The sequence below is a fragment of the Actinomadura chokoriensis genome, assembly GCF_039529475.1.
Taxonomy (GTDB): domain Bacteria; phylum Actinomycetota; class Actinomycetes; order Streptosporangiales; family Streptosporangiaceae; genus Spirillospora; species Spirillospora bangladeshensis.
In genome coordinates this window covers 342,830-365,377 of sequence record NZ_BAAAMW010000006.1, presented here as the reverse complement: position 1 = coordinate 365,377, position 22,548 = coordinate 342,830, and the positions used below count along the sequence as shown (strand labels likewise).

Here is a 22,548-nt window from a genome sequence, read left to right as displayed (position 1 = left end):
CGCCGCCGAGATCCTTATGCTTCGAGCATGCAGCAGGAGGACGAAACAGCCCGGGTGACCCTGGCTCAAGTGGCGGATCAGGCCGGCGTCTCCATTTCGACGGTTTCGAAAGTCCTCAACGGACGCGAGGACGTCGCCCGCAAGACGCGGCTCCGGGTGGAGCGCCTGCTGGAGCACCACGGCTACCGGCGCGGGTCGCGGTCGGGCCCCGACGCGCCGCTGATCGAGATCGTCCTCCACGAGATCGAGAGCCTCTGGACCATGGAGCTGATCCGGGGCGTGGAGAGCGTCGCCAAGGCCAACGGCGCGAGCCTGGTGCTGACCGAGAGCGGCACCCGGCACTCCCCCGGCCCGGAGTGGATCAGCGGGGTGCTCCGGCGCCGCCCGCTCGGCGTCGTGCTGACGTTCTCCAGCCTGCCCCCCGAGTACAAGAAGCGGCTGCGGTCCCGGTCGATCCCGTTCGTCATCATCGACCCGGCCGGCGACCCGGAGCCCGACGTCCCCTCGGTCGGCTCGGCCAACTGGTCCGGCGGGCTCGCCGCGACCCGGCACCTGATCGACCAGGGGCACCGCCGCATCGCGATCATCACCGGGCCGGCGGACATGCTGTGCTCCGTCGCGCGCCTGGACGGGTTCCGCTCCGCGATGAGCATGGCCGGGCTGGACGTCGAGCCGTCCTATGTGTCCTACGGCGACTTCCACGTGGAGGGCGGCTTCGAGCGGGCGATGGAGCTGCTCGGGCGCCCCGACCGGCCGACCGCGATCTTCGCCGGCAGCGACCTGCAGGCGCTCGGGGTGCTGGAGGCGGCGCGGGTCCACGGGCTGCGGGTCCCGGAGGACCTGTCGGTCGTCGGGTACGACGACGTGGCGGTGGCGCCGTGGGCCAGCCCCGCGCTCACGACCGTCCACCAGCCGCTGCGGCAGATGGCCGAGTCCGCCGCCCAGATCATCCTCGGCATCCGCAACGGGGAGCCGGTCGCGACGCGGCTGGAGCTGTCCACGAGCCTGGTCGTCCGCAAGAGCACCGCCCCGCCGCCCGACCGGGGCTGAGACGAGGGAGCGCCTCCCCGCGGCCGGGGCCGGGCCGCGGGGAGGCGCTGCGGGGGGCCGGGCGGGTCAGCCCACCCTGCAGGAGACGTCCGGCCAGGTCCAGTTGCCGTTGTGCTGGATCGTGAAGCCGAACGTGTTGCCGCTGCCGTTCGGCCGCATGGTCATCACGTTGCCGCTCGCGTCCCACGTCGGCGAGCCGTTCCAGGTCGCGATGATCTTCTGCGGGCTGTGCACGGTCACGGTGGCGATCCAGGTGCTCGTCCCCGAGATGGTGACCGACAGGTTGAACCGGTCGCTCCACTGCTGGCCCTGGGAGATCTGCGCGGTGCAGGAGCCGCCGCCCCCGCCGCCGGGAGGCGTCGTGCCCCCGCCGCCGCTGCCGTCGGGCGCCACGGCCCGGCCGGTGGACGGCGAGACCATGCCGGGGCACAGGTTCCGGCTCTTGAGGTTCGCGACGATCTGCGGGATGGCCTGGATCGTGGTGTTGTAGCCGTCGTGCATGAGGATGACCTGGCCGTTCTGGAGCTGGCCCGCCCGCTGCACGATCTGAGCGGTGGACGCGCCGTTCCAGTCCTGCGAGTCGACGTCCCAGATGACCTCGGTGAGGCCGAGCTGCTGCTCGACCGCCCTCAGCGTGGAGTTGGTCTCCCCGTACGGGGGCCGGAACAGCGTGGGCGCGGTGCCGGTCGTCTGCTGGATCGCCTGCTGCGTGCGCTGCAGCTCGGAGAGCATCTGCGACTGCGACATCTGGGTCAGGTGCGGGTGCGTCCAGCTGTGGTTGCCGATCCACATGCCGGCGTTCTTCTCCGCGCTGACCAGCGACGGATTGTTCTGGGCGTTCTGCCCGATGTTGAACAGGGTGGCGCGGACGCCGTTCTGCTGCAGGGTCGACAGCAGGGTGGACGTGAAGCCCGACGTGGGGCCGTCGTCGTAGGTGAGGCCGACGTAGCCCGCGCTGCAGTTGTCGGCGGCGAGCGGGACGGCGGCGGCACCGTCGCGCTGGGCCGCGAGGCCCGTCGCGGCGGACAGGCTCACCAGGAAGGCGGCCGCCAGCGTCAGGACGGCGGCGAGGATCAGCGGGCGGCGGGCGCCGGAGGACCTCCTCCGGAACCCGCCGAGCGGGGGAGCGTGCCGAGTCATCCGTGTTCCTCCAGGGGGCGGGGGACCCTCATTGTGGAAACGCCTTCGAAAAGTGTCAATGCATTCGGAGAAACTTTCGTTCTCAGATTCTCCATATCTTTCTGATCAGTGCCTTTGAGTACATCTTCTTCCATCGAAATGTTTCGCCATCACCGGCACGGCGTTTGGAATTGGTAGACCGGTCTGTCTAGTCTGTGGCCATGGCACCGCGCGGAGAGACGAGAGAGCGGATCCTGCGGACGGCCGCCGAGCTGTTCCAGCGGCAGGGCTACCACGGGACGGGGGTGAACCAGGTCCTCGCCGAGAGCGGGGCGCCGAAGGGCTCGCTGTACTTCCACTTCCCCGAGGGCAAGGAGCAGCTCGCGTCGGAGTCGGTGGCGCTGTCCGGCCGGACGGTCGGCGAGGCGCTCACCGAGGCCGTCCTCGCCGCGCCGGACGGGCCGGCCGGGCTCGCGGCCATCGGCGACCACTTCGCGCGGAGCCTCCGCGAGTCGGACTTCAGCAAGGGGTGCCCCATCGCGACCGTGGCGCTGGAGACGGCCGCCGAGAGCGAGGCCATCCAGGCCGCCTGCGACACCGCGTACGGGGAGTGGCTGCGGGGGCTCCGCGCCGCGCTGCGCGGCTGGGGCGTGCCCGAGGAGCGCGTCGGGCCGCTGGCCGCGCTGGTCCTGTCGTCGCTGCAGGGCGCCATCATGCTCGCCCGCGTCCAGCGCGACGTGTCCGTCATCCACCAGGTCACCCGGCAGCTCGCCGACCTTCTCTGAGGAGTTCCCCATGCGCGTCCACCACCTCGACTGCGCCCCCATGCGGGAGATCGAACCCGCCGACGGGCCCGGAAGCCCGCTCCGGCCCGCGCGGGCCGCCGGCCACGTGCTGCTGGTCGAGACGGACTCGTCCGGCCTCGTCCTCGTGGACGCAGGGATCGGCCTCGGCGACATCGAGCACCCGTCCGAGCGGCTGCTCGACGACTGGGTGGAGATGACCGGGCCGGCGCTGGACCCGGCGGCGACGGCCGTCCGGCAGGTGGAGGCGCTCGGGTACTCCCCCGCCGACGTCCGGCACATCGTCCCGACGCATCTGCACCGCGACCACGCGGGCGGGCTGAGCGACTTCCCGGACGCGGCGGTGCACCTGTTCGAGGCCGAGCGCGCGGACGGCGGCAAGACCCCGGCGCAGCTCGCCCACGGCCCGAAATGGGTCGCCTACGAGGACGGCGGGGGCGAGACCTGGCACGGCTTCGACGGCGTCCGGGCTCTGGACGGCGTGCCGGAGGAGATCCTGCTCGTCCCCCTCGGCGGGCACACGCCGGGGCATGCGGGCGTCGCGGTGCGCGACGGCGGCCGGTGGCTGCTGCACGCCGGGGACGCGTACATGTACCACGGGGAGGTCGACCGCGCCGAGCCGGTCGTGCACCCGCTGATGGAGCTGGTCCAGGCGGGCGGCGAAGTGGACCGGGAGCTGCGGCTCGCGAACGTCGCGCGGCTGCGGGAGCTGGCGCGCGGCGGCGAGGTCGAGGTGTTCTGCGCCCACGACCCCTGGGAGCTCGCCCGCTACCGCTGAGACAGGCCTTACCGCTGAGACAGGCGGTGCGAGAGGGCGGTGTGGCGGCGGCCCGCGCCGGCGGTCCGGACGGCGGCGGCGAGGGCGCGCCGCGAGCCGACCAGGACGACCAGCCTCTTCGCGCGGGTGATGCCCGTGTAGAGCAGGTTGCGGCGCAGCATCACCCACGCGCCGGTCGTGAGCGGGACGACGACCGCCGGATACTCGCTGCCCTGCGACCGGTGGATCGTGATCGCGTAGGCGTGGGCGAGCTCGTCCAGCTCGTCGAAGCCGTAGCCGATGCTCTCGTCCTCGTCGGTCAGGACGGTGAGCGACTGCTCTTCGAGGTCGACCTTCGTGACGACGCCGACCGTGCCGTTGAAGACGCCCGCCTCGCCCTTGTCGTAGTTGTTGCGGAGCTGGGTGACCTTGTCGCCGACGCGGAAGACGCGGCCGCCGTAGCGGCGTTCGGGCCGGGAGTCGTCGTGCGGGGTCAGGGCCTCCTGCAGCAGGGTGTTCAGTGAGCCCGCCCCCGCCGTGCCGCGGTGCATGGGCGTGAGGACCTGGACGTCCCGGCGCGGGTCGAGGCCGAACTTGCGCGGGATCCGGTTCGCGACGACGTCCACGGTCAGTTCGGCGGCCTCGTCCTGCTCCTCGCACGGGAACAGGAAGAAGTCGCCGTACCCGCGCGTGTGGGGGTGGTCGCCGGCGTTGACGCGGTGCGCGTTGACGACGATGCCGGACTCCTGCGCCTGCCGGAAGATCTTCGTCAGCCGGACGCGCGGGATCACCTCGGCGCCGAGGAGGTCGGCGAGGACCTCGCCCGCGCCGACGGACGGCAGCTGGTCGACGTCCCCGACGAGCAGCAGGTGCGCCCCGCGCGGGACCGCCTTCACCAGCTTGTTCGCGAGGATCAGGTCGACCATGGAGGACTCGTCGACCACGACCAGGTCGGCGTCGAGCGGGTTGTCCTGGTCGTACTTGGGGTCGCCGCCGGGCTGGAGCTGGAGGAGGCGGTGGACGGTCGCGGCCTCGTGCTCGGTCAGCTCGGCGAGCCGCTTGGCGGCGCGCCCGGTCGGCGCCACCAGGACGATCTTGGCCTTCTTCGCGGCGGCCAGCTCCACCACGGACCGGACGGTGAAGCTCTTGCCGCAGCCGGGGCCGCCCGTCAGCACCGAGACCTTGGAGGTCAGCGCGAGCTTCACGGCCTCCTCCTGCTCGGCGGCGAGGGCCTGGCCGGTGCGCTTCCTCAGCCACGGGAGGGCCTTGTCCCAGTCGACGTCGGCGAACGCCTTGAGCCGGTCGGTGGGCGCGTCGAGGAGTTCGAGGAGGCCGCGGGCGAGGGAGCGCTCGGCCCGGTGGAACGGGACCAGGTACACCGCCGGAATCGTCGCGGCGTCCTCCCCTTCGCCCGGGATCGGCTCCCGGACGACGCCCTCGTCGGCGGCCAGCTCCTCCAGCGCCGGGACGATCAGCTCCTTCGGCACGCCGAGGATCTTCTCGGCCGCCGTGACGAGGTTCGGCTCGGGCAGGAAGCAGTGCCCGTCGTCGGCGCCCTCCGACAGCGTGTACTGGAGCCCCGCCTTGATCCGCTCGGGGCTGTCGTGCGGGATGCCGACGGCCTGGGCGATCGTGTCGGCCGTCTTGAAGCCGATGCCCCACACGTCCGACGCGAGCTGGTACGGCCGCTTGCGCACGGTGTCGATCGACTGGTCGCCGTACTGCTTGTAGATGCGGACGGCGAGGGACGTGGAGACGCCGACGCCCTGCAGGAAGACCATCACCTCCTTGATGGCCTTCTGCTCCTCCCACGCGTCCCCGATCCGCTTGCTGCGCTTCGGGCCGAGGCCGCGGACCTCCACGAGCCGCTCGGGCTCCTCCTCGATGACGCGGAGGATGTCGGTGCCGAAGTGCCCGACCATCCGGTCGGCCATCACCGGCCCGATCCCCTTGATCATGCCGGAGCCGAGGTAGCGGCGGATGCCCTGGATCGTCGCCGGCAGCACGGTCGTGTACGAGTCGACCTCGAACTGCCTGCCGTACTTCGGGTGCGAGCGCCACCGGCCGGTCAGCCGCAGGCTCTCCCCCACCTGCGCGCCGAGCAGCGCGCCGACCACGGTGAGCAGGTCGGGGCCGCTCTTGGCGGTCGCGACGCGCGCGACCGTGTAGCCGGTGTCCTCGTTGGCGTAGGTGATCCGTTCCAAGACCGCGTCAAGCTGCGCCGGACGCGGCGTGGCATCGGCGTTCGGGGAGGTCGGCACGAACACCATGATGGACGATCCGGGTGACGGGATGGCCGGATCCGGCACGCGACCTGGATCCCCGGTCGATCGGGACGTACGTTCCGGGCGCACTCGCACCGCACTGCACTGCAATCGCACCGCACCGCACCGCACCGCCGACTGGCGTACTGGAGGTAACGCTGGTGTTCCGCTCCCGAACCCGGGCACTGGCGGCGTTGAGCGCCCCCGCCCTGGTGCTCACCATGGCCGCCGCCGTCCCCGCCGCCGCCTCGTCCCCCGCCGGGCACGACCCGATCGCGGGCTTCACCGACGCGCACGCCGCATGGCAGCGGCAGTACGAGCGGCGGTTCGGCGCCGTGCCGTCCGCGGCGGTGGCCCGCGCCCTGGACGCCGAGCTGTCGGCCGAGCCGGGCCTGGCCACGACGACCGGCGACTGGCACCGCGTCCAGCGCATCGTCCGGCATTTCCGCTCGTACGGGCTCAAACCCGAGATCCGGACGTACTACGCGTACCTGTCCATGCCGCAGCGCGTGAAGGTCGAGATGACCGCGCCCCGGTACCGCGACCTCCCCGTCAAGGAGAAGGAGCGGCCCTGGCAGCGGCATTTCGAGGAGGTCATCCCGTCGCACAACGGGTTCTCGCCGTCCGGGGACGTCCGGGGCGAGGTGGTGTACGCCAACTACGGGCGGCCGGAGGACTTCGCGCTGCTCGCCGAGCGCGGCGTCTCGGTGAAGGGCAAGATCGTGCTCGTCCGGTACGGGTCGGTGTTCCGGGGCATCAAGCCGCGCGAGGCCGCCGGGCACGGCGCGAAGGGCGTGCTGATCTACTCCGACCCGGCCGACGACGGCTACGGGCGCGGCCCGGTGTACCCGGACGGGCCGTGGCGCGCCCCGGACGGCATCCAGCGGGGCAGCATCGCGCAGATCCAGCTCGCGGCCGGCGACCCGCAGACCCCCGGATGGCCGGCGGTGAAGGGCGCCCGCCGCATCCCGCCGTCGCAGGCGCCGATGCTCAAGGGGCTCATCCCGACGACGCCGATCTCCTACGGCGCGGCCGAGCCGCTGCTGCGCGCGCTCAAGGGCGCGGAGGCTCCGAAGGACTGGCAGGGCGGCCTGCCGTTCACCTACCGGATCGGGCCGGGCGGCACGAACGTCCACCTCGATCTGAAGAACAGGTTCCAGGTGCGTCCGCTCTGGGACGTCACCGTGCGCATCCCCGGCAGCGAGCACCCCGAGCAGGAGGTCATCCTCGGCGCCCACCACGACGCATGGGCGTACGGCAGCAGCGACAACCTCTCCGGCACGGAGAACGTGCTCCAAGTGGGGCGCGCGCTGGGGAAGCTCCTCAAGCAGGGGTGGCGGCCCAGGCGGACCGTCGTCCTGGCCACGTGGGACGGTGAGGAGTACGGGCTGTTCGGGTCGACCGAGTACGCCGAGCAGCGGGCCGGGCAGCTCCGCAACGCCGTCGCCTACGTCAACATGGACGGCGCCGGGGGCTCCAACTTCGGCGCCACGGCGACGCCGGCGCTGGACCAGTCCGTCATCGACGCGTCCAAGGAAGTGCGCTGGCCCGGCACGGACGGGACCCTCTACGAGGCGTGGAAGGCGCAGAACGACGGCAGGACGCCGATCTCCCGGATCGGCGGCGGCTCGGACTTCCAGGCGTTCTTCCAGCGGTACGGGGTCCCCGCGATGGACCTGGGGTCGTCCTCGACGGGCAACGCCGGGAACTACCACTGTGCCTGCGACGACTTCTCCTGGATGTCGCGCTTCGGCGATCCGGACTGGGAGTACCACGCGGCGATGTCGCGACTGGTGGGCATCGCGACGCTGCGGCTGGCGAACGCCGACGTCGTCGCGCTGGGCTACCGCCCCTACGCGGCGGAGACCGCCCAGTACCTGGGCGACTTCACCGCCGAGCAGCGCAAGCGGCTCGGGTCCGTCGCCGTGGACGTCTCGCGCGACATCGACCAGGCCAAGGCGTGGCAGCGCGCCGCTGAGGCGGTGCAGGCGCGCGCGGACGAGGCGCTCCGCAGGGGCGACACGGCCGCGTTCCGCCGCCTCAACGCCAAGATCATGCAGACCGAGCGGGACCTGCTGACGTCGGCCGGGCTTCCCGGCCGCCCGTGGTACCGGCACCAGATCTACGCGCCCGGCATCGACACCGGGTATGCCACGCAGCGGCTTCCCGCGCTGAACGACGCCCTGTTCATCGACCATGACGTCCGGACGGCGAAGGCGTACGAGGCGCGGCTGTACGCGAGCCTGCGCGCCGCGACCCGCACGCTCAGCCCCTGACGCCGCCGGGCGTCGAGCCCGCCGACACCTCCAGCACGCCCGTCTCGGTGACCAGCGCGGTCACGAGGCGGGCGGGCGTGACGTCGAACGCGGGGTTGTACGCGTCCACCCGGTCGGGAGCGGTCCTCGCGCCGCCCCAGGTCAGCACCTCCTCGGCGGGGCGCTCCTCGATGGGGATGCCCCCGCCGTCGGGGAGGGCCGGGTCGACGGTGCTCCAGGGCGCCGCGACGACGAGGGGGATGCCGGCGGCGTGGCAGGCCAGCGCCACGCCCACCGAGCCGATCTTGTTGGCGGTGTCGCCGTTGGCGGCGATCCGGTCGGCGCCGATGACGGCGACGTCGACGAGGCCGCGCAGGATCGTGCTGGGCGCGGCGCCGTCCGCCTGGACGACGCACGGGATCCCGGCCTGGTCGAGTTCCCAGGCGGTGAGCCGGGCGCCCTGCAGCAGCGGGCGGGTCTCGTCCGCGTAGACGATCTCGACGCGGCCCCGCCGGTGCAGTTCGCGGACGACGCCGAGCGCGGTGCCCCATCCGGCGGTGGCGAGCGCGCCGGCGTTGCAGTGCGTGAGGATCCGCAGGGGCCGGTCGCCCGCCCGGTCGAGGATCCAGGCGGCGCCGTGGACGCCGATCGCCCGGTTGCCGCGCACGTCCTCGTCCAGGAGCGCCTGCGCCTCGGCCGCCACCGCGTCGGCGCCCTTGCCGGCGAAGGGCAGGACGCGGTCGACGCCGGCCGCGAGGTTCACGGCCGTGGGCCGGGCCTCCCGGATCCGCGCGATCGCGGCGCCGCGGGCCGCGTCGTCCCATCCCTCGCGCTCGGCCTGCCGGACGGCGATGGCGACGCCGAACGCGCCGGCGACGCCCAGCGCGGGCGCGCCGCGCACGACCAGCCGCCGGATCGCGTCCACGAGCGTCCCGACGTCGCACGCGACGACGTACTCGACCCGCCCCGGCAGGACGGTCTGGTCCAGCAGGCGCAGCCCGTCGCCGGTCCACTCCAGGGTGCGCACGTCGCTCGTCATACGACCCATAATGCCCGCAAAATCGCTCGAACCCCCACGCCATCGGGCGTTCCACCCGTTGCAACTCCGCTGCGTGACCTGCGATAACTTGACAGAAGTCGAACTTGTGTTCGAAATTGTGCAGGAGGCGTTCGAGAGGAGGGCGAGGGGTGCCGGAGGCCGCGCTGCGTGACCTCTCGGCGGTGCTGGACTCGGCACCCCGGGAGACCGTACCCGTGCTGCCCGCGCTGCGCTCCGTGCTGCCCGGCGGCGGGCTGCGGCCCGGCTCGGTCGTCGGGCTCGGCGCCGCGTCCCTCGGCCTCGCGCTCGTCGCGGGCGTGTCCCGGCACGGCGGCGAGGACGGCACCGGCGGCTGGTGCGGCGTCGTCGGCGTCCCGGACTTCGGCGTGCTCGCCGCCGCCGGGATGGGCGCCGCCCCGGAGCGGCTGCTCCTCGTCGACGACCCGGGCGACCGGTGGCCGGACGTGGTCGCCGCCCTCGCGGAGGCCGTCGAGCTGATCCTGCTGCGCCCGCCGGAGCGGCCGGGCGCCGCGGCCGTCCGGCGGCTGTCGGCGCTGGCCCGCAGGCACGGCTGCGTCCTGGCGCTGACCGGCGCGTTCGCCCGCGACTGGCCGGGCACCCGGCTCCGCCTCCGGCTGGAGGAGGCCGCCTGGGACGGTCTCGGCGACGGCCACGGGCGGCTGACCGGCCGCCGCGTCCAGGTCACCGCCGAGGGCCGCGACGCGCCCGGCGCCGGCCGCAGCGCCCGCCTGTGGCTCCCCGCCCCCGACGGCACGGTCGGGCCGGACGAGACCGTGCGGCGCCCCCTGGAGCTCGTGTCGGCCGGCGGGCCCGTGCACCCCCGGCCGCCCGGTGTCCCGCCGCTGGTGCGGGCGGCGGCTGAGGAGGGGATCGCGTGACGCGGGTACTGGTCGTCTGGTGCCCGGACTGGCCGGTCACCGCCCTCGGGATCGACGCGGCGACGGCCGGGGCCGCGGTTGAGCAGGGCCGGATCGCGGCGTGCTCGGCGGCGGCGCGTGCGGCCGGGGTGCGGCGCGGGCAGCGGCTCCGGGACGCGCAGCGGCGCTGCCCCGAGCTGGTCGTCCGCGACCGCGAGCCGGACGCCGAGGGGCGGCTGTTCGAGGAGGTCGCGGCGGCGGTCGCGGAGCTGACGCCCCGCGTGGAGGTGGTGCGGCCGGGGCTGTGCGCGATCGCGGCGCGCGGGCCGGCCCGCTTCTACGGCGGCGAGGAGGCGCTGCGCGTCCTGGTGCAGGACACGGTGGTGGAGGCCGGGCACGACTGCGGGTCCGGCGTCGCGGACGGGCTGTTCGCCGCGGAGCTGGCGGCGCGGGCCGGGGACGGCGGCGTCGTGGTCCCGGAGGGCGGCGCGGCGGCGTTCCTCGCGCCCTATCCGCTGTCGGTGCTCGATCGTCCGGAGCTGGCCGACCTGCTGCGGCGGCTCGGGATCAGGACGCTCGGCGACTTCGCGGCCCTGCCGTCCGGGCACGTCGCCGGCCGGTTCGGGACCGGCGGCTCGCTCGCGCACCGGCTGGCGCGCGGCGAGGAGCCGCGCCCGCTCGCGCCCGTCCGGGGCGCGGCGGACCTGTCGGTGCGCGGCGACTTCGACCCGCCCGCCGAGCAGGCCGAGCGGGTGGTGTTCGCGGCCAAGCGGCTCGCGGGCGAGCTGCACGAGGGGCTCGCGGCGGACGGGCTGGCCTGCGTCCGGCTGGAGGTCGCGGTCGGGTTCGCCGACGGGCACGTGCTGCGGCGGCTGTGGCGGCACGAGGGCCTGTCGGCGCTGGCCGTCGCCGAGCGGGTGCGCTGGCAGCTGTCGGCCTGGCACGGGGGCAGGGCCGAGGATGTCTGGGGCGGTGTCACGTGGGTCGAGCTGGCGCCCGACCAGATCGTCCCGGACGAGGGCCGCCAGGAGGCGCTGTGGGGCCGGACGGCCGTCACCGACCGGATCACGCGGGCCGCCGACCGCGTCCAGGCGCTGCTCGGGCACCGGGGGATCACCCGGCCGATGCTCGTGGGCGGCCGCGGTCCGGGCGAGCGGATCGTCCGGGTGCCGGTCGGCGACCTGGCTCCTTCGGGCCTGCCCGAGGGGCCGTGGCCGGGACGCGTGTCGGGGCCCGCGCCGGCCGTCGTCCCCGCGTCGCCGCCGTCGGCGGAGCTGGTCGACGCGTCCGGCGAGGCGGTGGTGGTGTCGGCGCGGTGCGAGGTGTCGGCGCCGCCCGCGACGCTCGTGCTCCGCGGCCGGCCCGCCGCCGTGACCGGCTGGACGGGCCCGTGGCCCGCCGACGAGCGCTGGTGGGACGCCGACACCGCGCGGCGCCGCGCGCGGTTCCAGGTCACCACCGACGGCGGCGCCGCCTACCTGCTCGCCGTCGAGGGCGGCCGATGGCACGTCGAGGCCGTCTATGACTAACTGGTACAACCCGCCCATCTCATGGCGGGAGTTCGAAGAGAAGTTGTCGTGGCGGCCGTCCGAGCGGGCGCCGGAGGAACCGCCGCGGGCCGCCGAGATCCCGCGCCGGGCCGAGGCCGAGGTGCCGTGGGCGGAGCTGCACGTCCACTCGTCGTTCAGCTTCCTGGACGGGGCCAGCGACCCCGCGTCACTCGTCGCGGAGGCGGCGCGGCTCGGCGTGGAGGCCATGGCGGTCACCGACCACGACGGCATGTACGGGGCGGTGCAGTTCGCGCAGGCCGCGCACGACGCCGGGATCGGCACGGTCTTCGGCGCCGAGCTGAGCCTCGGCCTGCCGGGGCCGCAGACCGGGGAGCCCGACCCGGCCGGGCGGCACCTGCTCGTCCTCGCGCGCGGCGCGCACGGGTACGCCCGGCTGTGCTCGGCGATCACGTCGGCGCAGCTCGCGGGCGGGAGCAAGGGCCGTCCCGTCTACGACCTGGAGGCGCTCGCCGGCGCGCACGGCGGCCACTGGGCGGTGCTGACCGGCTGCCGGAAGGGCCCCGTCCCGGCGGCGCTGGAGTCGGGCGGGCCGGACGCCGCCGACCGCGAGCTGCGGAACCTGGTCGCCATGTTCGGCCGCGGCAACGTGTTCGTCGAGCTGATCGACCACGACCAGCCCGACGACGACCTCCGCAACGACGCCCTGTTCGAGCTGGCGGGACGCGCCGGAGTCGAGGTCGTGGCGTCCAACAACGTGCACTTCGCGGCGCCCGGAGCCGACGCGCGGCTGGCGCAGGCGCTCGCCGCCGTCCGGGCCCGCCGCAGCCTGGACGACATGGTCGGCCGGCTCCCGGCGAGCGGCACCGCGCACCTCCGGTCCGGCGCCGAGATGGCGAGGCGGCTGGCGCGGTTCCCCGGCGTCCGGGAGCGGACGGTCGCGCTCGCGCGCGAGTGCCTGTTCGGGTTCGACGTGGTCGCGCCCCGGCTGCCCGACTGGCCGGTCCCGGACGGGCACACCGAGGCGAGCTGGCTGCGGCACCTGGTGAAGGAGGGCGCGCTCAAGCGGTACGGGCCGCCCGAACGGGAGCGGGAGCCGGGCGCCTACGCGCAGATCGCCAAGGAGCTCGACGTCATCGAGCAGCTCGGCTTCCCCGGCTACTTCCTGATCGTCCACGACATCGTGGAGTTCTGCCGGCGCGAGAACATCCTGTGCCAGGGGCGCGGCTCGGCGGCCAACTCGGCGGTGTGCTACGCGCTCGGCATCACCGGCGTGGACGCCGTCCGGCACCGCCTGCTGTTCGAGCGGTTCCTGTCCCCCGGGCGGGACGGGCCGCCCGACATCGACCTCGACATCGAGCACAAGCGCCGCGAGGAGGCCATCCAGTACGTCTACCGCAAGTACGGGCGGGAGTGCACGGCGCAGGTCGCGAACGTCATCAGCTACCGGCCGCGGATGGCCGTCCGGGACGCCGCCCGCGCGCTCGGCTTCTCCCCCGGCCAGCAGGACGCCTGGTCGAAGGGCATCGACCCGCGCGACCCGGTCGGCTCGGAGGCCGACGTTCCGGCGCCGGTGCTCGACCTCGCCGACCGGATGCTGAAGCTGCCCCGGCACCTCGGCATCCACTCCGGCGGCATGGTGATCGCCGACCGCCCGGTCGGGGAGATCTGCCCGATCGAGTGGGCGACGATGCCGGGCCGCAGCGTCCTGCAGTGGGACAAGGACGACTGCGCCGCGGCGGGCCTGGTGAAGTTCGACCTGCTCGGCCTCGGCATGCTCGCCGCGCTGCACGACTGCTTCGACCTGGTGGACGAGCACCACGGCCGCCGCTACGACCTGCAGTCCGTCCCGCCGGACGACACCCCCGTCTACGACATGCTGTGCGACGCCGACACGGTCGGGGTGTTCCAGGTGGAGTCGCGGGCGCAGATGGCGACGCTGCCGCGGCTGCGGCCGCGGGAGTTCTACGACCTCGTGGTGGAGGTGGCGCTGATCCGGCCGGGGCCGATCCAGGGCGGGTCCGTCCACCCGTACCTGCGGCGCCGGAAGGGCGAGGAGCCGGCCGTCTGCCCGCATCCGCTGATGGAGCCCGCGCTCGGCCGGACGCTCGGCGTGCCGCTGTTCCAGGAGCAGATGATGCAGCTCGCCGTCGACTGCGCCGGGTTCACACCGGCGGAGTCCGACCAGCTCAGGCAGGCGATGGGCGCCAAGCGCGCCCCCGAGCGGGTGGAGCGGCTGCGGCGCCGGCTGCTGGACGGGATGGCCGAGCGCGGCATCCCGCCCGGCATCGCGGAGAGCGTCTACGAGAAGATCCTCGGCTTCACCGGGTTCGGGTTCCCCGAGTCGCACGCGCAGAGCTTCGCCCACCTCGTCTACGCGAGCGCCTACCTGAAGCGGCACTACCCGGCCGCGTTCACCGCCGCGCTCGTGCGGAACCAGCCGATGGGGTTCTACAGCCCGCAGAGCCTCATCGCGGACGCCCGGCACCACGGCGTCGTGGTCCGGGGCGTCGACATCAACGCCAGCGGCGTGCACCCGGCGCTGGAGGAGCCGGTCGAGGTCGTCTCCGACCATCCGCACGCGCCGGGCGAGCCCCAGCCGGCGATCCGGCTCGGGCTGTCCGGGATCCGCAACCTGGGCGACGACATGGCGGAGGCGATCGCGGCGGGACGCCCCTACACGAGCATGGAGGACCTCGCCCGGCGCGTGCCGCTGTCGGCCGGGGCGCTGGAGGCGCTCGCCACGGCCGGCGCGTTCGACGGGCTCGGGCTGTCGCGGCGCGAGGCGCTGTGGGCGGCGGGCGCGCTGGCCGGGTCCGGGCCGGGGCGGCTGGAGGGCGTGACGCCCGGCGCGTCGGCGCCCGCGCTGCCCGCGATGACGCCGGTCGAGGAGACCCTCGCCGACCTGTGGGCCACCGGCGTCTCCCGCGTCCATCCGGTCGCGCACGTCCGGGAGGCGCTGGACGAGCTCGGCGCGCTGCCGGCGGCGCGGCTCGCCGGGACGCCGGGCGAGACGAACGTCGTCGTCGCCGGGCTGGTGACGCACCGGCAGCGGCCGCCGACCGCCGGCGGCATCGTGTTCATGACGCTGGAGGACGAGACCGGGATCATCAACGTGGTGTGCCCGCCCGCGGTGTTCCAGCGGCACCGGGGCCTCGCCGTCGACGCGCAGGCGCTGCTGGTCGGCGGGCGGCTGGAGCGCGCCGACGGGGTCGCGAACGTCCGCGCGACCCGGCTGCGGCGGCTGCCCGTGCCGGGGCGGGTCAAGGCCCGCAATTTCCATTGATCCGCGGACGCTAGAACCTGGGGCCGCCCTCTGTCATCGTAAGGAAAAGTCGGAGCCGCGTGCCGCCGGGGAGGCGGCCGCCAAGACGCGGCTCGCGGGGAAAAGGTGATCACCATGGACGGGCCGCGAGCGTCCTCCCTGCGCGAGCTGCGTCCGGACGACCCCACGCGGATCGGCCGGTACCGGATCGAGGCCAAGATCGGCGAGGGCGGGATGGGCGCGGTGTACCTCGGCCGCGGCGAGGACGGCCGTCCCGTCGCGGTGAAGGTCGTCCGCGCCGAGCTGGCCGGCGACCGGACGTTCCTCGCCCGGTTCCACGACGAGGCCGCCAACGCCCAGCGGGTCGCGTCGTTCTGCACGGCGCAGGTCCTGGAGCACGGCGAGGACCTCGGCCTCGCCTACATGGTGACCGAGTACATCGACGGGCCGTCGCTGCTGGACCACGTCGCCGAGAACGGCGCGCTGTCGCCCGGGATGCTGCACGGCGTCGCGGTCGGCGTCGCCGCCGCGCTCGTCGCGATCCACAGCGCCGGGCTGGTGCACCGCGACCTCAAGCCGAGCAACGTGCTGCTGTCCATCTCCGGCCCCCGGGTGATCGACTTCGGGATCGCGCGGGCGCTGGACATGGTCTCCGCCCACACCCGGACCGGGCAGGTCGTCGGGACGCCCGGCTGGATCGCCCCCGAGCAGATCACGACGCAGCAGGTCACCACGGCCGTGGACGTGTTCGCCTGGGGCTGCCTCGTGGCGTACGCGGCGAACGGCCGCAACCCGTTCGGGCAGGGCTCGTTCCAGCTCCTCGCGGCCCGCGCCGTGCACGCCGAACCGGAGATCGGCGACCTGCCGCCGTCGCTGGCGGGGCTCGTCCAGGCGGCGCTGCGCAAGGACCCGGGCGCCCGGCCGAGCGCCCGCGACCTGCTGCTCGCCCTGGTCGGCGGCGGCGGTGAGGCCGCCGTGACGACCGAGCTGGGCGAGTCGTGGACGTCCCCGCCCGGCGGAGCCCCCGGCGGTGACCCCGGCGCCACCTCGCGGGACGCCCCTCCCCCGCCGCCGGTGCCCGCGCCGGAGCCGTCGACCCGGAAGGCCTACGAGCGGCCGCACGAACAGGTGTACGGGCGCCCGCAGGAACAGCTACACGCGCAGCCCTACGAGCGGGCCACCGAACGCGAGTACGCGGTGCCGCCGCCCGTCCTTCCGACCGCGCCCGGGGGCGGGGCGCCGCACCGGCCGTCCCGCCGCACCACGCTCGCCGCGTCCGCCGCGGCGGCGGTGCTCGCCGCCGGGGCCGTCGCGGGCCTGCTCTACTACCTCGGCCGGCCGTCGGGGAACGCGGGGGGCGGCGCGGGGACGTTCCCGTCCGCGGCGATGCTCGTCCGCATCGACACCGCACCCGGCTGGCCGAAGCAGTGCCACGCCGACCTCGGCCTCTACACGCCCGGCGAACCGTCCGCGAGGACCCTCGTCGGCGGGCCGCAGTGCGACATCCTCCCCGAGCGGTCACCGGACGGGAAGAGCATCGCGTTCACCCGGCAGGCCACCCGGACCGCCGCGGCGTGGGTGGTGAACGCCGACGGCGGCGGCGCCCGCAAGGTCGCCGACGTGCAGCGCGGCACCCGGGTGACCTGGTCGCCCGACGGCACCCGCCTGGCGTACATGGCCGAGAAGGACGGCGTGCGGCAGATCTTCACCACCACCCTCGACGGGCGCTCGGTCGTCCAGCTCACCACCGACCGCTCGTTCAAGGACGACCCGATGTGGTCGTCCACCGGCCGGCTCGTGTTCTGGAGCAGGCTGGACGGCACCGATCAGATCTACACCCTCGACCCCGCCCGCGCCGGGTCCGCGTGGACGCGGGTGACCGCGGACGGGGTGCGGTCGGTCGACCCCGAATGGTCCCCCGACGGCTCCAAGATCGCCTTCACCCGGGGCCCCGACGAGCACAGCACGATCTGGGTCGTGAACGCGGACGGCTCCGGGCTGCGGGCCGTCACCACCGGCACCGGCGACGACATGGACCCGGCGTGGTCCAGCGACGGCCGGTGGCTGTGCTACGTGCGCGGCAAGGTCGCCGACCCGGTGGTCCACGCCGTCCGGGCGGACGGCACCGGCGACCGCGTCCTCACCCCTCGGGGCCTCGTGATCGGCCACCCGTACTGGGCCTGACCGGGGGCACGCAGGGCCGCTAGCCGGTGATCATGTCGAGGCGGCGCAGGATGACGCCCTCGCGCAGCGCCCACGGGCAGATCTCCAGCTCGGTGAGCTCGAACAGGTCCATCGCGGCGTCCGCGACGATCGCGCCCGCGAGCAGCTGCTGGGCGCGGCTCTCCGACACGCCGGGCAGCTCGGCGCGCTCCGCCGACGGCATCGGCGCGAGCTTCTCCGCCCAGTCGGTGACGTCGGTGTCGCCGAGGGTGCGGCGCTGGTACGGCCCCTCGGCGGTCGGCGCGGCGCCCGCGATCCGGGCGAGCTGCTTGAACGTCTTGGACGTGGCCACCGCGTGGTCGGCGGGCCCGTAGCGGGCGACGTCCCCGACGTGCCGCGCGATCTCCGCCCGGACGTGCCGGCGCAGGTCGCGGATCTCCTCGGGCGGCGGCGGGTCGGCGCTGAACCGGTCGCGGGTGAGCCGGCCCGCGCCGAGCGGCAGCGAGATCGCCACGTCCGGCTCCTCGTCGATGCCGGACGCGATCTCCAGCGAGCCGCCGCCGATGTCCACGACCAGCAGCCGCCCCGACGACCAGCCGAACCAGCGGCGGACGGCGAGGAACGTCAGCCGCGCCTCCTCCTCGCCGGGCAGCGCGCGGATGTCGATCGAGCGGCCGTCCCGGATGCGGGCGAGGACCTCCTCGCCGTTGGCGGCGTCGCGGACCGCGGAGGTCGCGAAGGCGACCAGGTCCTCCACGCCCTTGTCCTCGGCGACCCGCAGCGCCTCGTCGACGAAGTCGCGCAGCAGCGTCTCGCCCTCCTCCGACAGGCGGTCGGAGTCGTCGAGGTGGGTGGCGAGCCGGAGCTCGGCCTTGTGGGAGTACGCGGGCAGGGGCCGCGCCCCCCGGTGGGCGTCGACCACCAGCAGGTGCACGGTGTTCGAGCCCACGTCCAGCACACCGAGTCGCATGTGCGTGACGCTACCGGACGGCCTCCGGCGGCGTACGGGCGCGGTTCGGCGCCGGTTCCGGCTACGGTGGCGGGCATGGATCCGGGATCACAGCGGCGATGGCGCGTACCGCCAGGTCACGTGGCGGTCAAGTGCGCCGCCGCGGCGGCCGTGACGGCGCTCATCGTCCTCTACAGCCACGACCCCCAGTTCCTGTTCCTCGCGGCGGCCGCGGCGATCGGGCTGAACGCGCTCGCGCTGCGCGACCTGGTCGCCCCGGTCCGGCTCACCGCCGACGGGGACGGGCTCACGGTCGTGTCCGGTTACGCGGGGCACCGCAGCATCGCCTGGGACGAGGTGACGACGATCCGGGTGGACGAGCGGCGCCGGCTCCTGCTGAACACCCGGATGCTGGAGATCGAGACCACCGACGACCTGCACCTGCTCAGCGCGTTCGACCTCGGCGCCGACGTCCACGACGTCGCCGACGAGCTGTACCGGCTGCGCGCCCGCACGAGCCGCTAGCCCTCGGGAGGCCCGTCCGGTAGCTCGTCCGGGGTCGGGAAGGAGCTCTGCGCGCCGCGCCCGCGGACGGCCGCGGCGCCCGCCCGGGCCGCGTACCGGGCGGCGTCGCGCAGCGCGTCGCCGCGGGCGAGGCGCAGGCACAGCGCGGCGGTGAAGGCGTCGCCGGCGCCGGTCGTGTCGACGGCGTCGGTCTCCGGGGACGGGATCGCCGCGCTGCCGTCCCCGTCGGCGACCACGGCGCCGTCGGCGCCGAGCGTGACGACGACGGAGCGGGGCCCGGCGGCGGCGAGCGCCGCCGCCATGTCCCGGGGATCGCCGCCGCCCTCCAAGAGGAACGCGGCCTCGTGCTCGTTGACGACCAGGGGGTCGCAGAGCGCGAGCAGGCCGTCCGGGACCGGCGCGGGCGGCGACAGGTTGAGGACGACGCGCCCGCCCGCCTCGGCCGCGGCGCGGGCGGCGGCCTCCACGGCGGGCAGCGGCACCTCCAGCTGGAACGACACGACGGCCGCCCCGGCGATCATCGCGCGGGCGGCGGCGACGTCGCCGGGCCCGAGCCGGGCGTTGGCGCCGGGCGAGACGATGATGCTGTTGTCGCCGTCCGGGCCGACCGTGATCAGTGCGACGCCGGTCGGCACGCCCGGCGTGGCGGCCAGGTGGGCGAGGTCCACGCCGGCCGCGGCGAGCGCGTCGCGCAGCAGCGCGCCGTGCCCGTCGTCGCCGACCCGCCCGACGATCCCGGTCCGGCCGCCGAGCCGCGCCGCCGCGACCGCCTGGTTGGCCCCCTTGCCGCCCGGATGGACGGCGAGGTCGGAGCCGAGGACGGTCTCCCCCGGCGCGGGCCGCCGTTCGACACCGACCACCAGATCCGCGTTGACCGACCCGACCACGACGACGTCCCAGCGCTCACCCACGGTCCCACCCACTACACGCGCGGCGGCCGGTTCCGCAAGCGGCCCGGTCACACCGGTTCCAGCTCGGCGAGGTCGACGACCTCGGCCAGCTCCTCCACCGACGGGTAGTAGCCGCGTCCGACCAGCTCCCCGCGCCGCGTCACGAGGAACGCCCCCTCCCCGCGGACGCCCGCGTGGTCCGCCAGGACCCGGTGCGCGCCCGTCAGCCGCACCGCCGTCACGCGCAGCCCGCCGGGGCCCGTCCAGCTCCCCCGATCATCCCCCATGCACGGAACGTTACGTGTGGCGACGCTGCGTGACGTGACCGGGTTCGGCGTTCGTGTTGCCGCCCGCCGCCGGTGGCACGATCATGACCCGGTGACCGACTTCTCGGACGGGTCCGCCGCCGGCCTCGACACCGCCTCCCCCAACGTCGCGCGCATGTACGACTACTGGCTCGGCGGCAAGGACAACTTCGCCGCCGACCGGGAGGCCGCCGAGCGCGTCGTGGAGATCTCCGACGGGCGGGTCGTGCGCGGCGTCCGCCTCAACCGGGCGTTCCTGCGGGCCGCGGTGCGCGCGGCCGCCGAGGCCGGCGTCCGCCAGTTCCTCGACCTGGGCTCGGGGCTGCCGACGCGGGAGAACGTGCACGAGGCCGCGTCGGCCGCGGGTCCAGACGTCCGGACCGTCTACGTCGACCACGACCCCGTCGTCTGCGCGCACGGCCGGGCGCTCCTCGCGGGCACCGCGAACGTGGGGTTCGCCGAGGCGGACCTGCGCCGCCCGGACGACGTGCTCGGCCACCCCGCCGTCCGCGACCTGATCGACTTCGCCGAGCCGGTGGCGGTGCTGCTGGTGTCGGTGCTGCACTTCGTGGCCGACGCCGACGGCCCGCACGCGCTGGTCGCCCGCTACCGGGACGTGCTGGCGCCCGGCAGCCGGCTGATCCTGTCGCACCTGGCCTCGGACGCCTTCCCCGAGCAGATGGCGCGGGCCGAGCAGGTCTACGAGGGCGCGAGCGCGCGGCTCGGCGCCCGCCCGCGCGCGGAGATCCGCCGCTTCTTCGACGGGTTCGAGCTGCTGCCGCCGGGCCTCACCGGCCCCCGCGAATGGCTGGGCGACACCGACCCGGACGGCGAGCGCTTCGCCGGCCTCGTCGGCACGGCCGAACTGCGCGGGTAGCCCGCGGCTAGGCGGCCTCGAACGTCGCCGGGTCGGGGCCGACCCGGATGCCCTTGTCGAGCTCCCCGATCGCGGCCATGTCGTCCGGGGTCAGCTCGAACCCGAACACGTCGATGTTCTCGGCGATGCGGGACGGCGTCACCGACTTCGGGATGACGATGTCGCCGATCTCCAGGTGCCAGCGCAGCACGACCTGCGCGGGGGTGCGCCCGTGGGCCGCCGCGATGCGGGCGAGCGCGGGGTCGTCCAGCAGGCCGTGCCCCTGCCCTAGCGGCGCCCACGCCTCGGTGCGGATGCCGTGGTCGCGGTGGAACGCGCGCAGCCCGTCCTGCTGGAAGTAGGGGTGCAGTTCGATCTGGTTGACCGCCGGGACGACGTCGGCCTCGCCGATGATCCGCCGCAGCGTCTCCACGGTGAAGTTGGACACGCCGATCGAGCGGACCCGCCCGTCCGCCTTGAGCTTCTCCAGTGCCCGCCAGGTCTCCAGGTAGAGGCCGCGGCCCGGCGCCGGCCAGTGGATCAGGTAGAGGTCCAGCCGGTCGAGGCCGAGCCGGGACAGGCTGGCCTCGCAGGCGCGCAGCGCGTTGTCGTGGCCCTGCTCGCTGTTCCACAGCTTGCTGGTGACGAACAGCTCGTCGCGGGGCAGGCCCGAGGCGCGCAGCGCGCGGCCGACGCCCTCCTCGTTCCCGTAGGCGCTCGCGGTGTCGATGCTGCGGTAGCCGCTCCGCAGCGCCGCCTCCACCGCGCGCTCGGCCCCGTCGTCGTCGACCTGGAACACCCCGAAGCCCAGCTGCGGCATCGCGTTGCCGTCGATGAGGTCGACCTTCGGTACGGTCACGGCGTCGCTCCCCTCGGTGGTGACATGCGGTGCCATCGTGCCCGCCAGGCCGCCGTCCGAACCTGCGCCCGCCCTACGGCAGCCGGGCGTCCGGGTCCTGCTCGTCGCGCCAGGCGCTCTGGTCGCGGGTGATCCGCTGGAAGGCGTCCTTGAAGGCGGTGTACCGCTCGCCGCCGAGCGCCCGGCGGTGGCGGTCCTCGACGGCGGCGAGGATGGCGCGGGCCTTGGCGATCTCGTCCAGGCCGTGCTCGGTGGGGACGACGAGCTTCGCGCGGCGGTCGGCGGGGTCGGGTTCGCGGCGGACGTAGCCGAGGCCGACCAGCTCGTCCACGATCGTGCCGACGATCTGCTTGTGCTGGCCCGACCGCGCCGAGATCTCGGTGGCGCGCATCCCGCCGGCGTCCAGGAAGGCCAGCACGGTGCCGTGCCGGGGCCGGACGTCCGGATGCCCCTGCTCGGCGAGCCGCTCGAACAGCTCCTCCTGCAGTCCCCGCATCAGCCGCCCCGCGAGCATCCCCAGATCGGGCTCCCGCCCCCGCCCTTCCACCTGCACGTTAGTCACGAACATTGACCATACAGGCCCGCCCCCGCACCTCGCGCCCCGGCCCGGCGGCCCGGAATTTAGTCTTGTACCTTGACCGTCAAGATTCATGACTATACCGTGGGACGCAGGACGCACCGGCCGACCCGAAGGGACGCACACCATGGGCACCGAGATCGACACCTACGCCGCGACCAAGCTCGACCCCAGGTACACCGAGATCCTCGCCGCGCTCCGCACGCCGATGGCGGAGGGGGCGCCGGACGCCGCCGAGTGCCTCACCTACGGGTCCCCCGCCTGGCGGGGGCGGAAGGTCCTCGCGGTGATCAGTCAGAGCAAGACCCACCTCACCTTCGCGTTCGAGCGCGGCGCCGAGTTCGAGGACCGGCACGGCCTGCTGGAGGGCGTCGGCAAGAAGACCCGGCACGTCAAGATCAAGACCCTGGAGGGCGTCGACGGGGAGGCCCTGCGCGACTACATCGCCCAGGCCGTCCGGCTGGACCGGAGCTGAGCCCGCGCGCC

Annotated in this window: 19 protein-coding genes; 11 read left to right on the top strand and 8 right to left on the bottom strand. The window is 74.6% G+C overall.

What is annotated here, in order from left to right; all coding sequences use genetic code 11:
* Positions 1-27 precede the first annotated feature (27 nt).
* On the top strand, positions 28-1,050 hold the full coding sequence (locus ABFX46_RS16715) for a LacI family DNA-binding transcriptional regulator (RefSeq protein ID WP_346043141.1): 1,023 nt from the start codon (positions 28-30) through the stop codon (positions 1,048-1,050).
* A gap of 66 nt (positions 1,051-1,116) precedes the next feature.
* Here ABFX46_RS16715 and ABFX46_RS16710 read toward each other — a convergent pair whose 3' ends face one another.
* Positions 1,117-2,190: a polysaccharide deacetylase family protein gene (locus ABFX46_RS16710; RefSeq protein ID WP_346043140.1), complete on the bottom strand. Its 1,074-nt coding sequence runs from the start codon at positions 2,188-2,190 to the stop codon at positions 1,117-1,119.
* 200 nt (positions 2,191-2,390) lie between these two features.
* Here ABFX46_RS16710 and ABFX46_RS16705 point away from each other — a divergent pair, with 200 nt between their 5' ends.
* Together ABFX46_RS16705 and ABFX46_RS16700 are read left to right on the top strand one after the other, a co-directional pair.
* Entirely contained in the window at positions 2,391-2,954 is a 564-nt protein-coding gene (locus tag ABFX46_RS16705) for an LmrA/YxaF family transcription factor (protein ID WP_346043139.1), read from the top strand.
* 10 nt (positions 2,955-2,964) lie between these two features.
* Complete coding sequence (locus tag ABFX46_RS16700) at positions 2,965-3,750, top strand: MBL fold metallo-hydrolase (protein WP_346043138.1); 786 nt, start codon at positions 2,965-2,967, stop codon at positions 3,748-3,750.
* Between the two features lie 8 nt (positions 3,751-3,758).
* Here the strand turns inward: ABFX46_RS16700 and recD2 are convergent, their stop codons facing one another.
* Positions 3,759-5,990 (bottom strand): SF1B family DNA helicase RecD2, encoded by a 2,232-nt coding sequence (gene recD2, locus ABFX46_RS16695; RefSeq protein WP_346043137.1) that lies wholly within the window; start codon positions 5,988-5,990, stop codon positions 3,759-3,761.
* Between the two features lie 164 nt (positions 5,991-6,154).
* Between recD2 and ABFX46_RS16690 the strand changes: the two genes are divergently transcribed.
* The gene (locus tag ABFX46_RS16690; protein ID WP_346043136.1) at positions 6,155-8,269 is read left to right on the top strand and encodes a M28 family peptidase; all 2,115 of its coding nucleotides are present in this window, start codon (positions 6,155-6,157) and stop codon (positions 8,267-8,269) included.
* On the opposite strand, the gene mtnA is transcribed toward ABFX46_RS16690, so the two are convergent.
* Positions 8,259-9,287, bottom strand: coding sequence for an S-methyl-5-thioribose-1-phosphate isomerase (gene mtnA / locus ABFX46_RS16685; protein ID WP_346043134.1), 1,029 nt, complete (start codon positions 9,285-9,287; stop codon positions 8,259-8,261). The genes ABFX46_RS16690 and mtnA overlap by 11 nt on opposite strands.
* A gap of 149 nt (positions 9,288-9,436) precedes the next feature.
* Between mtnA and ABFX46_RS16680 the strand changes: the two genes are divergently transcribed.
* From ABFX46_RS16680 to ABFX46_RS16665, 4 genes are all read left to right on the top strand, one after another.
* Positions 9,437-10,186 carry a hypothetical protein gene (locus ABFX46_RS16680; RefSeq protein WP_346043133.1) on the top strand — a complete coding sequence of 250 codons (750 nt, stop codon included), beginning with the start codon at positions 9,437-9,439 and terminating at the stop codon, positions 10,184-10,186.
* Positions 10,183-11,694, top strand: coding sequence for a DNA polymerase Y family protein (locus ABFX46_RS16675; RefSeq protein ID WP_346043131.1), 1,512 nt, complete (start codon positions 10,183-10,185; stop codon positions 11,692-11,694). Before ABFX46_RS16680 ends, ABFX46_RS16675 begins: the two co-directional genes overlap by 4 nt.
* On the top strand, positions 11,687-14,959 hold the full coding sequence (locus ABFX46_RS16670; protein WP_346043129.1) for an error-prone DNA polymerase: 3,273 nt from the start codon (positions 11,687-11,689) through the stop codon (positions 14,957-14,959). The genes ABFX46_RS16675 and ABFX46_RS16670 overlap by 8 nt, the downstream gene beginning before the upstream one ends.
* Positions 14,960-15,073: 114 nt before the next feature.
* Positions 15,074-17,122, top strand: a complete 2,049-nt coding sequence (locus tag ABFX46_RS16665; RefSeq protein ID WP_346043128.1) for a protein kinase domain-containing protein — start codon at positions 15,074-15,076, stop codon at positions 17,120-17,122.
* A 19-nt stretch (positions 17,123-17,141) separates the two neighbouring features.
* On the opposite strand, the gene ABFX46_RS16660 is transcribed toward ABFX46_RS16665, so the two are convergent.
* The gene (locus ABFX46_RS16660) at positions 17,142-18,071 is read right to left on the bottom strand and encodes a Ppx/GppA family phosphatase (protein ID WP_346043126.1); all 930 of its coding nucleotides are present in this window, start codon (positions 18,069-18,071) and stop codon (positions 17,142-17,144) included.
* A gap of 120 nt (positions 18,072-18,191) precedes the next feature.
* Here ABFX46_RS16660 and ABFX46_RS16655 point away from each other — a divergent pair, with 120 nt between their 5' ends.
* Positions 18,192-18,575, top strand: coding sequence for a PH domain-containing protein (locus ABFX46_RS16655; protein ID WP_346043125.1), 384 nt, complete (start codon positions 18,192-18,194; stop codon positions 18,573-18,575).
* On the opposite strand, the gene ABFX46_RS16650 is transcribed toward ABFX46_RS16655, so the two are convergent.
* On the bottom strand, positions 18,572-19,486 hold the full coding sequence (locus ABFX46_RS16650) for a ribokinase (protein ID WP_346043124.1): 915 nt from the start codon (positions 19,484-19,486) through the stop codon (positions 18,572-18,574). The genes ABFX46_RS16655 and ABFX46_RS16650 overlap by 4 nt on opposite strands.
* 47 nt (positions 19,487-19,533) lie before the next feature.
* Positions 19,534-19,752: a hypothetical protein gene (locus ABFX46_RS16645; protein ID WP_346043123.1), complete on the bottom strand. Its 219-nt coding sequence runs from the start codon at positions 19,750-19,752 to the stop codon at positions 19,534-19,536.
* A 91-nt stretch (positions 19,753-19,843) separates the two neighbouring features.
* Here ABFX46_RS16645 and ABFX46_RS16640 point away from each other — a divergent pair, with 91 nt between their 5' ends.
* Complete coding sequence (locus ABFX46_RS16640) at positions 19,844-20,647, top strand: SAM-dependent methyltransferase (protein WP_346043121.1); 804 nt, start codon at positions 19,844-19,846, stop codon at positions 20,645-20,647.
* Positions 20,648-20,654: 7 nt separating this feature from the next.
* Here the strand turns inward: ABFX46_RS16640 and ABFX46_RS16635 are convergent, their stop codons facing one another.
* Entirely contained in the window at positions 20,655-21,446 is a 792-nt protein-coding gene (locus tag ABFX46_RS16635) for an aldo/keto reductase (RefSeq protein WP_346043201.1), read from the bottom strand.
* Between the two features lie 112 nt (positions 21,447-21,558).
* Entirely contained in the window at positions 21,559-22,047 is a 489-nt protein-coding gene (locus ABFX46_RS16630) for a MarR family winged helix-turn-helix transcriptional regulator (protein ID WP_346043119.1), read from the bottom strand.
* 142 nt (positions 22,048-22,189) lie between these two features.
* On the opposite strand from ABFX46_RS16630, the gene ABFX46_RS16625 reads away from it, so the two are divergent.
* A complete protein-coding gene (locus ABFX46_RS16625; RefSeq protein WP_346043117.1) occupies positions 22,190-22,537 on the top strand; it encodes a DUF1801 domain-containing protein in 348 nt (115 codons plus the stop codon).
* The last annotated feature ends 11 nt before the right edge of the window (positions 22,538-22,548 follow it).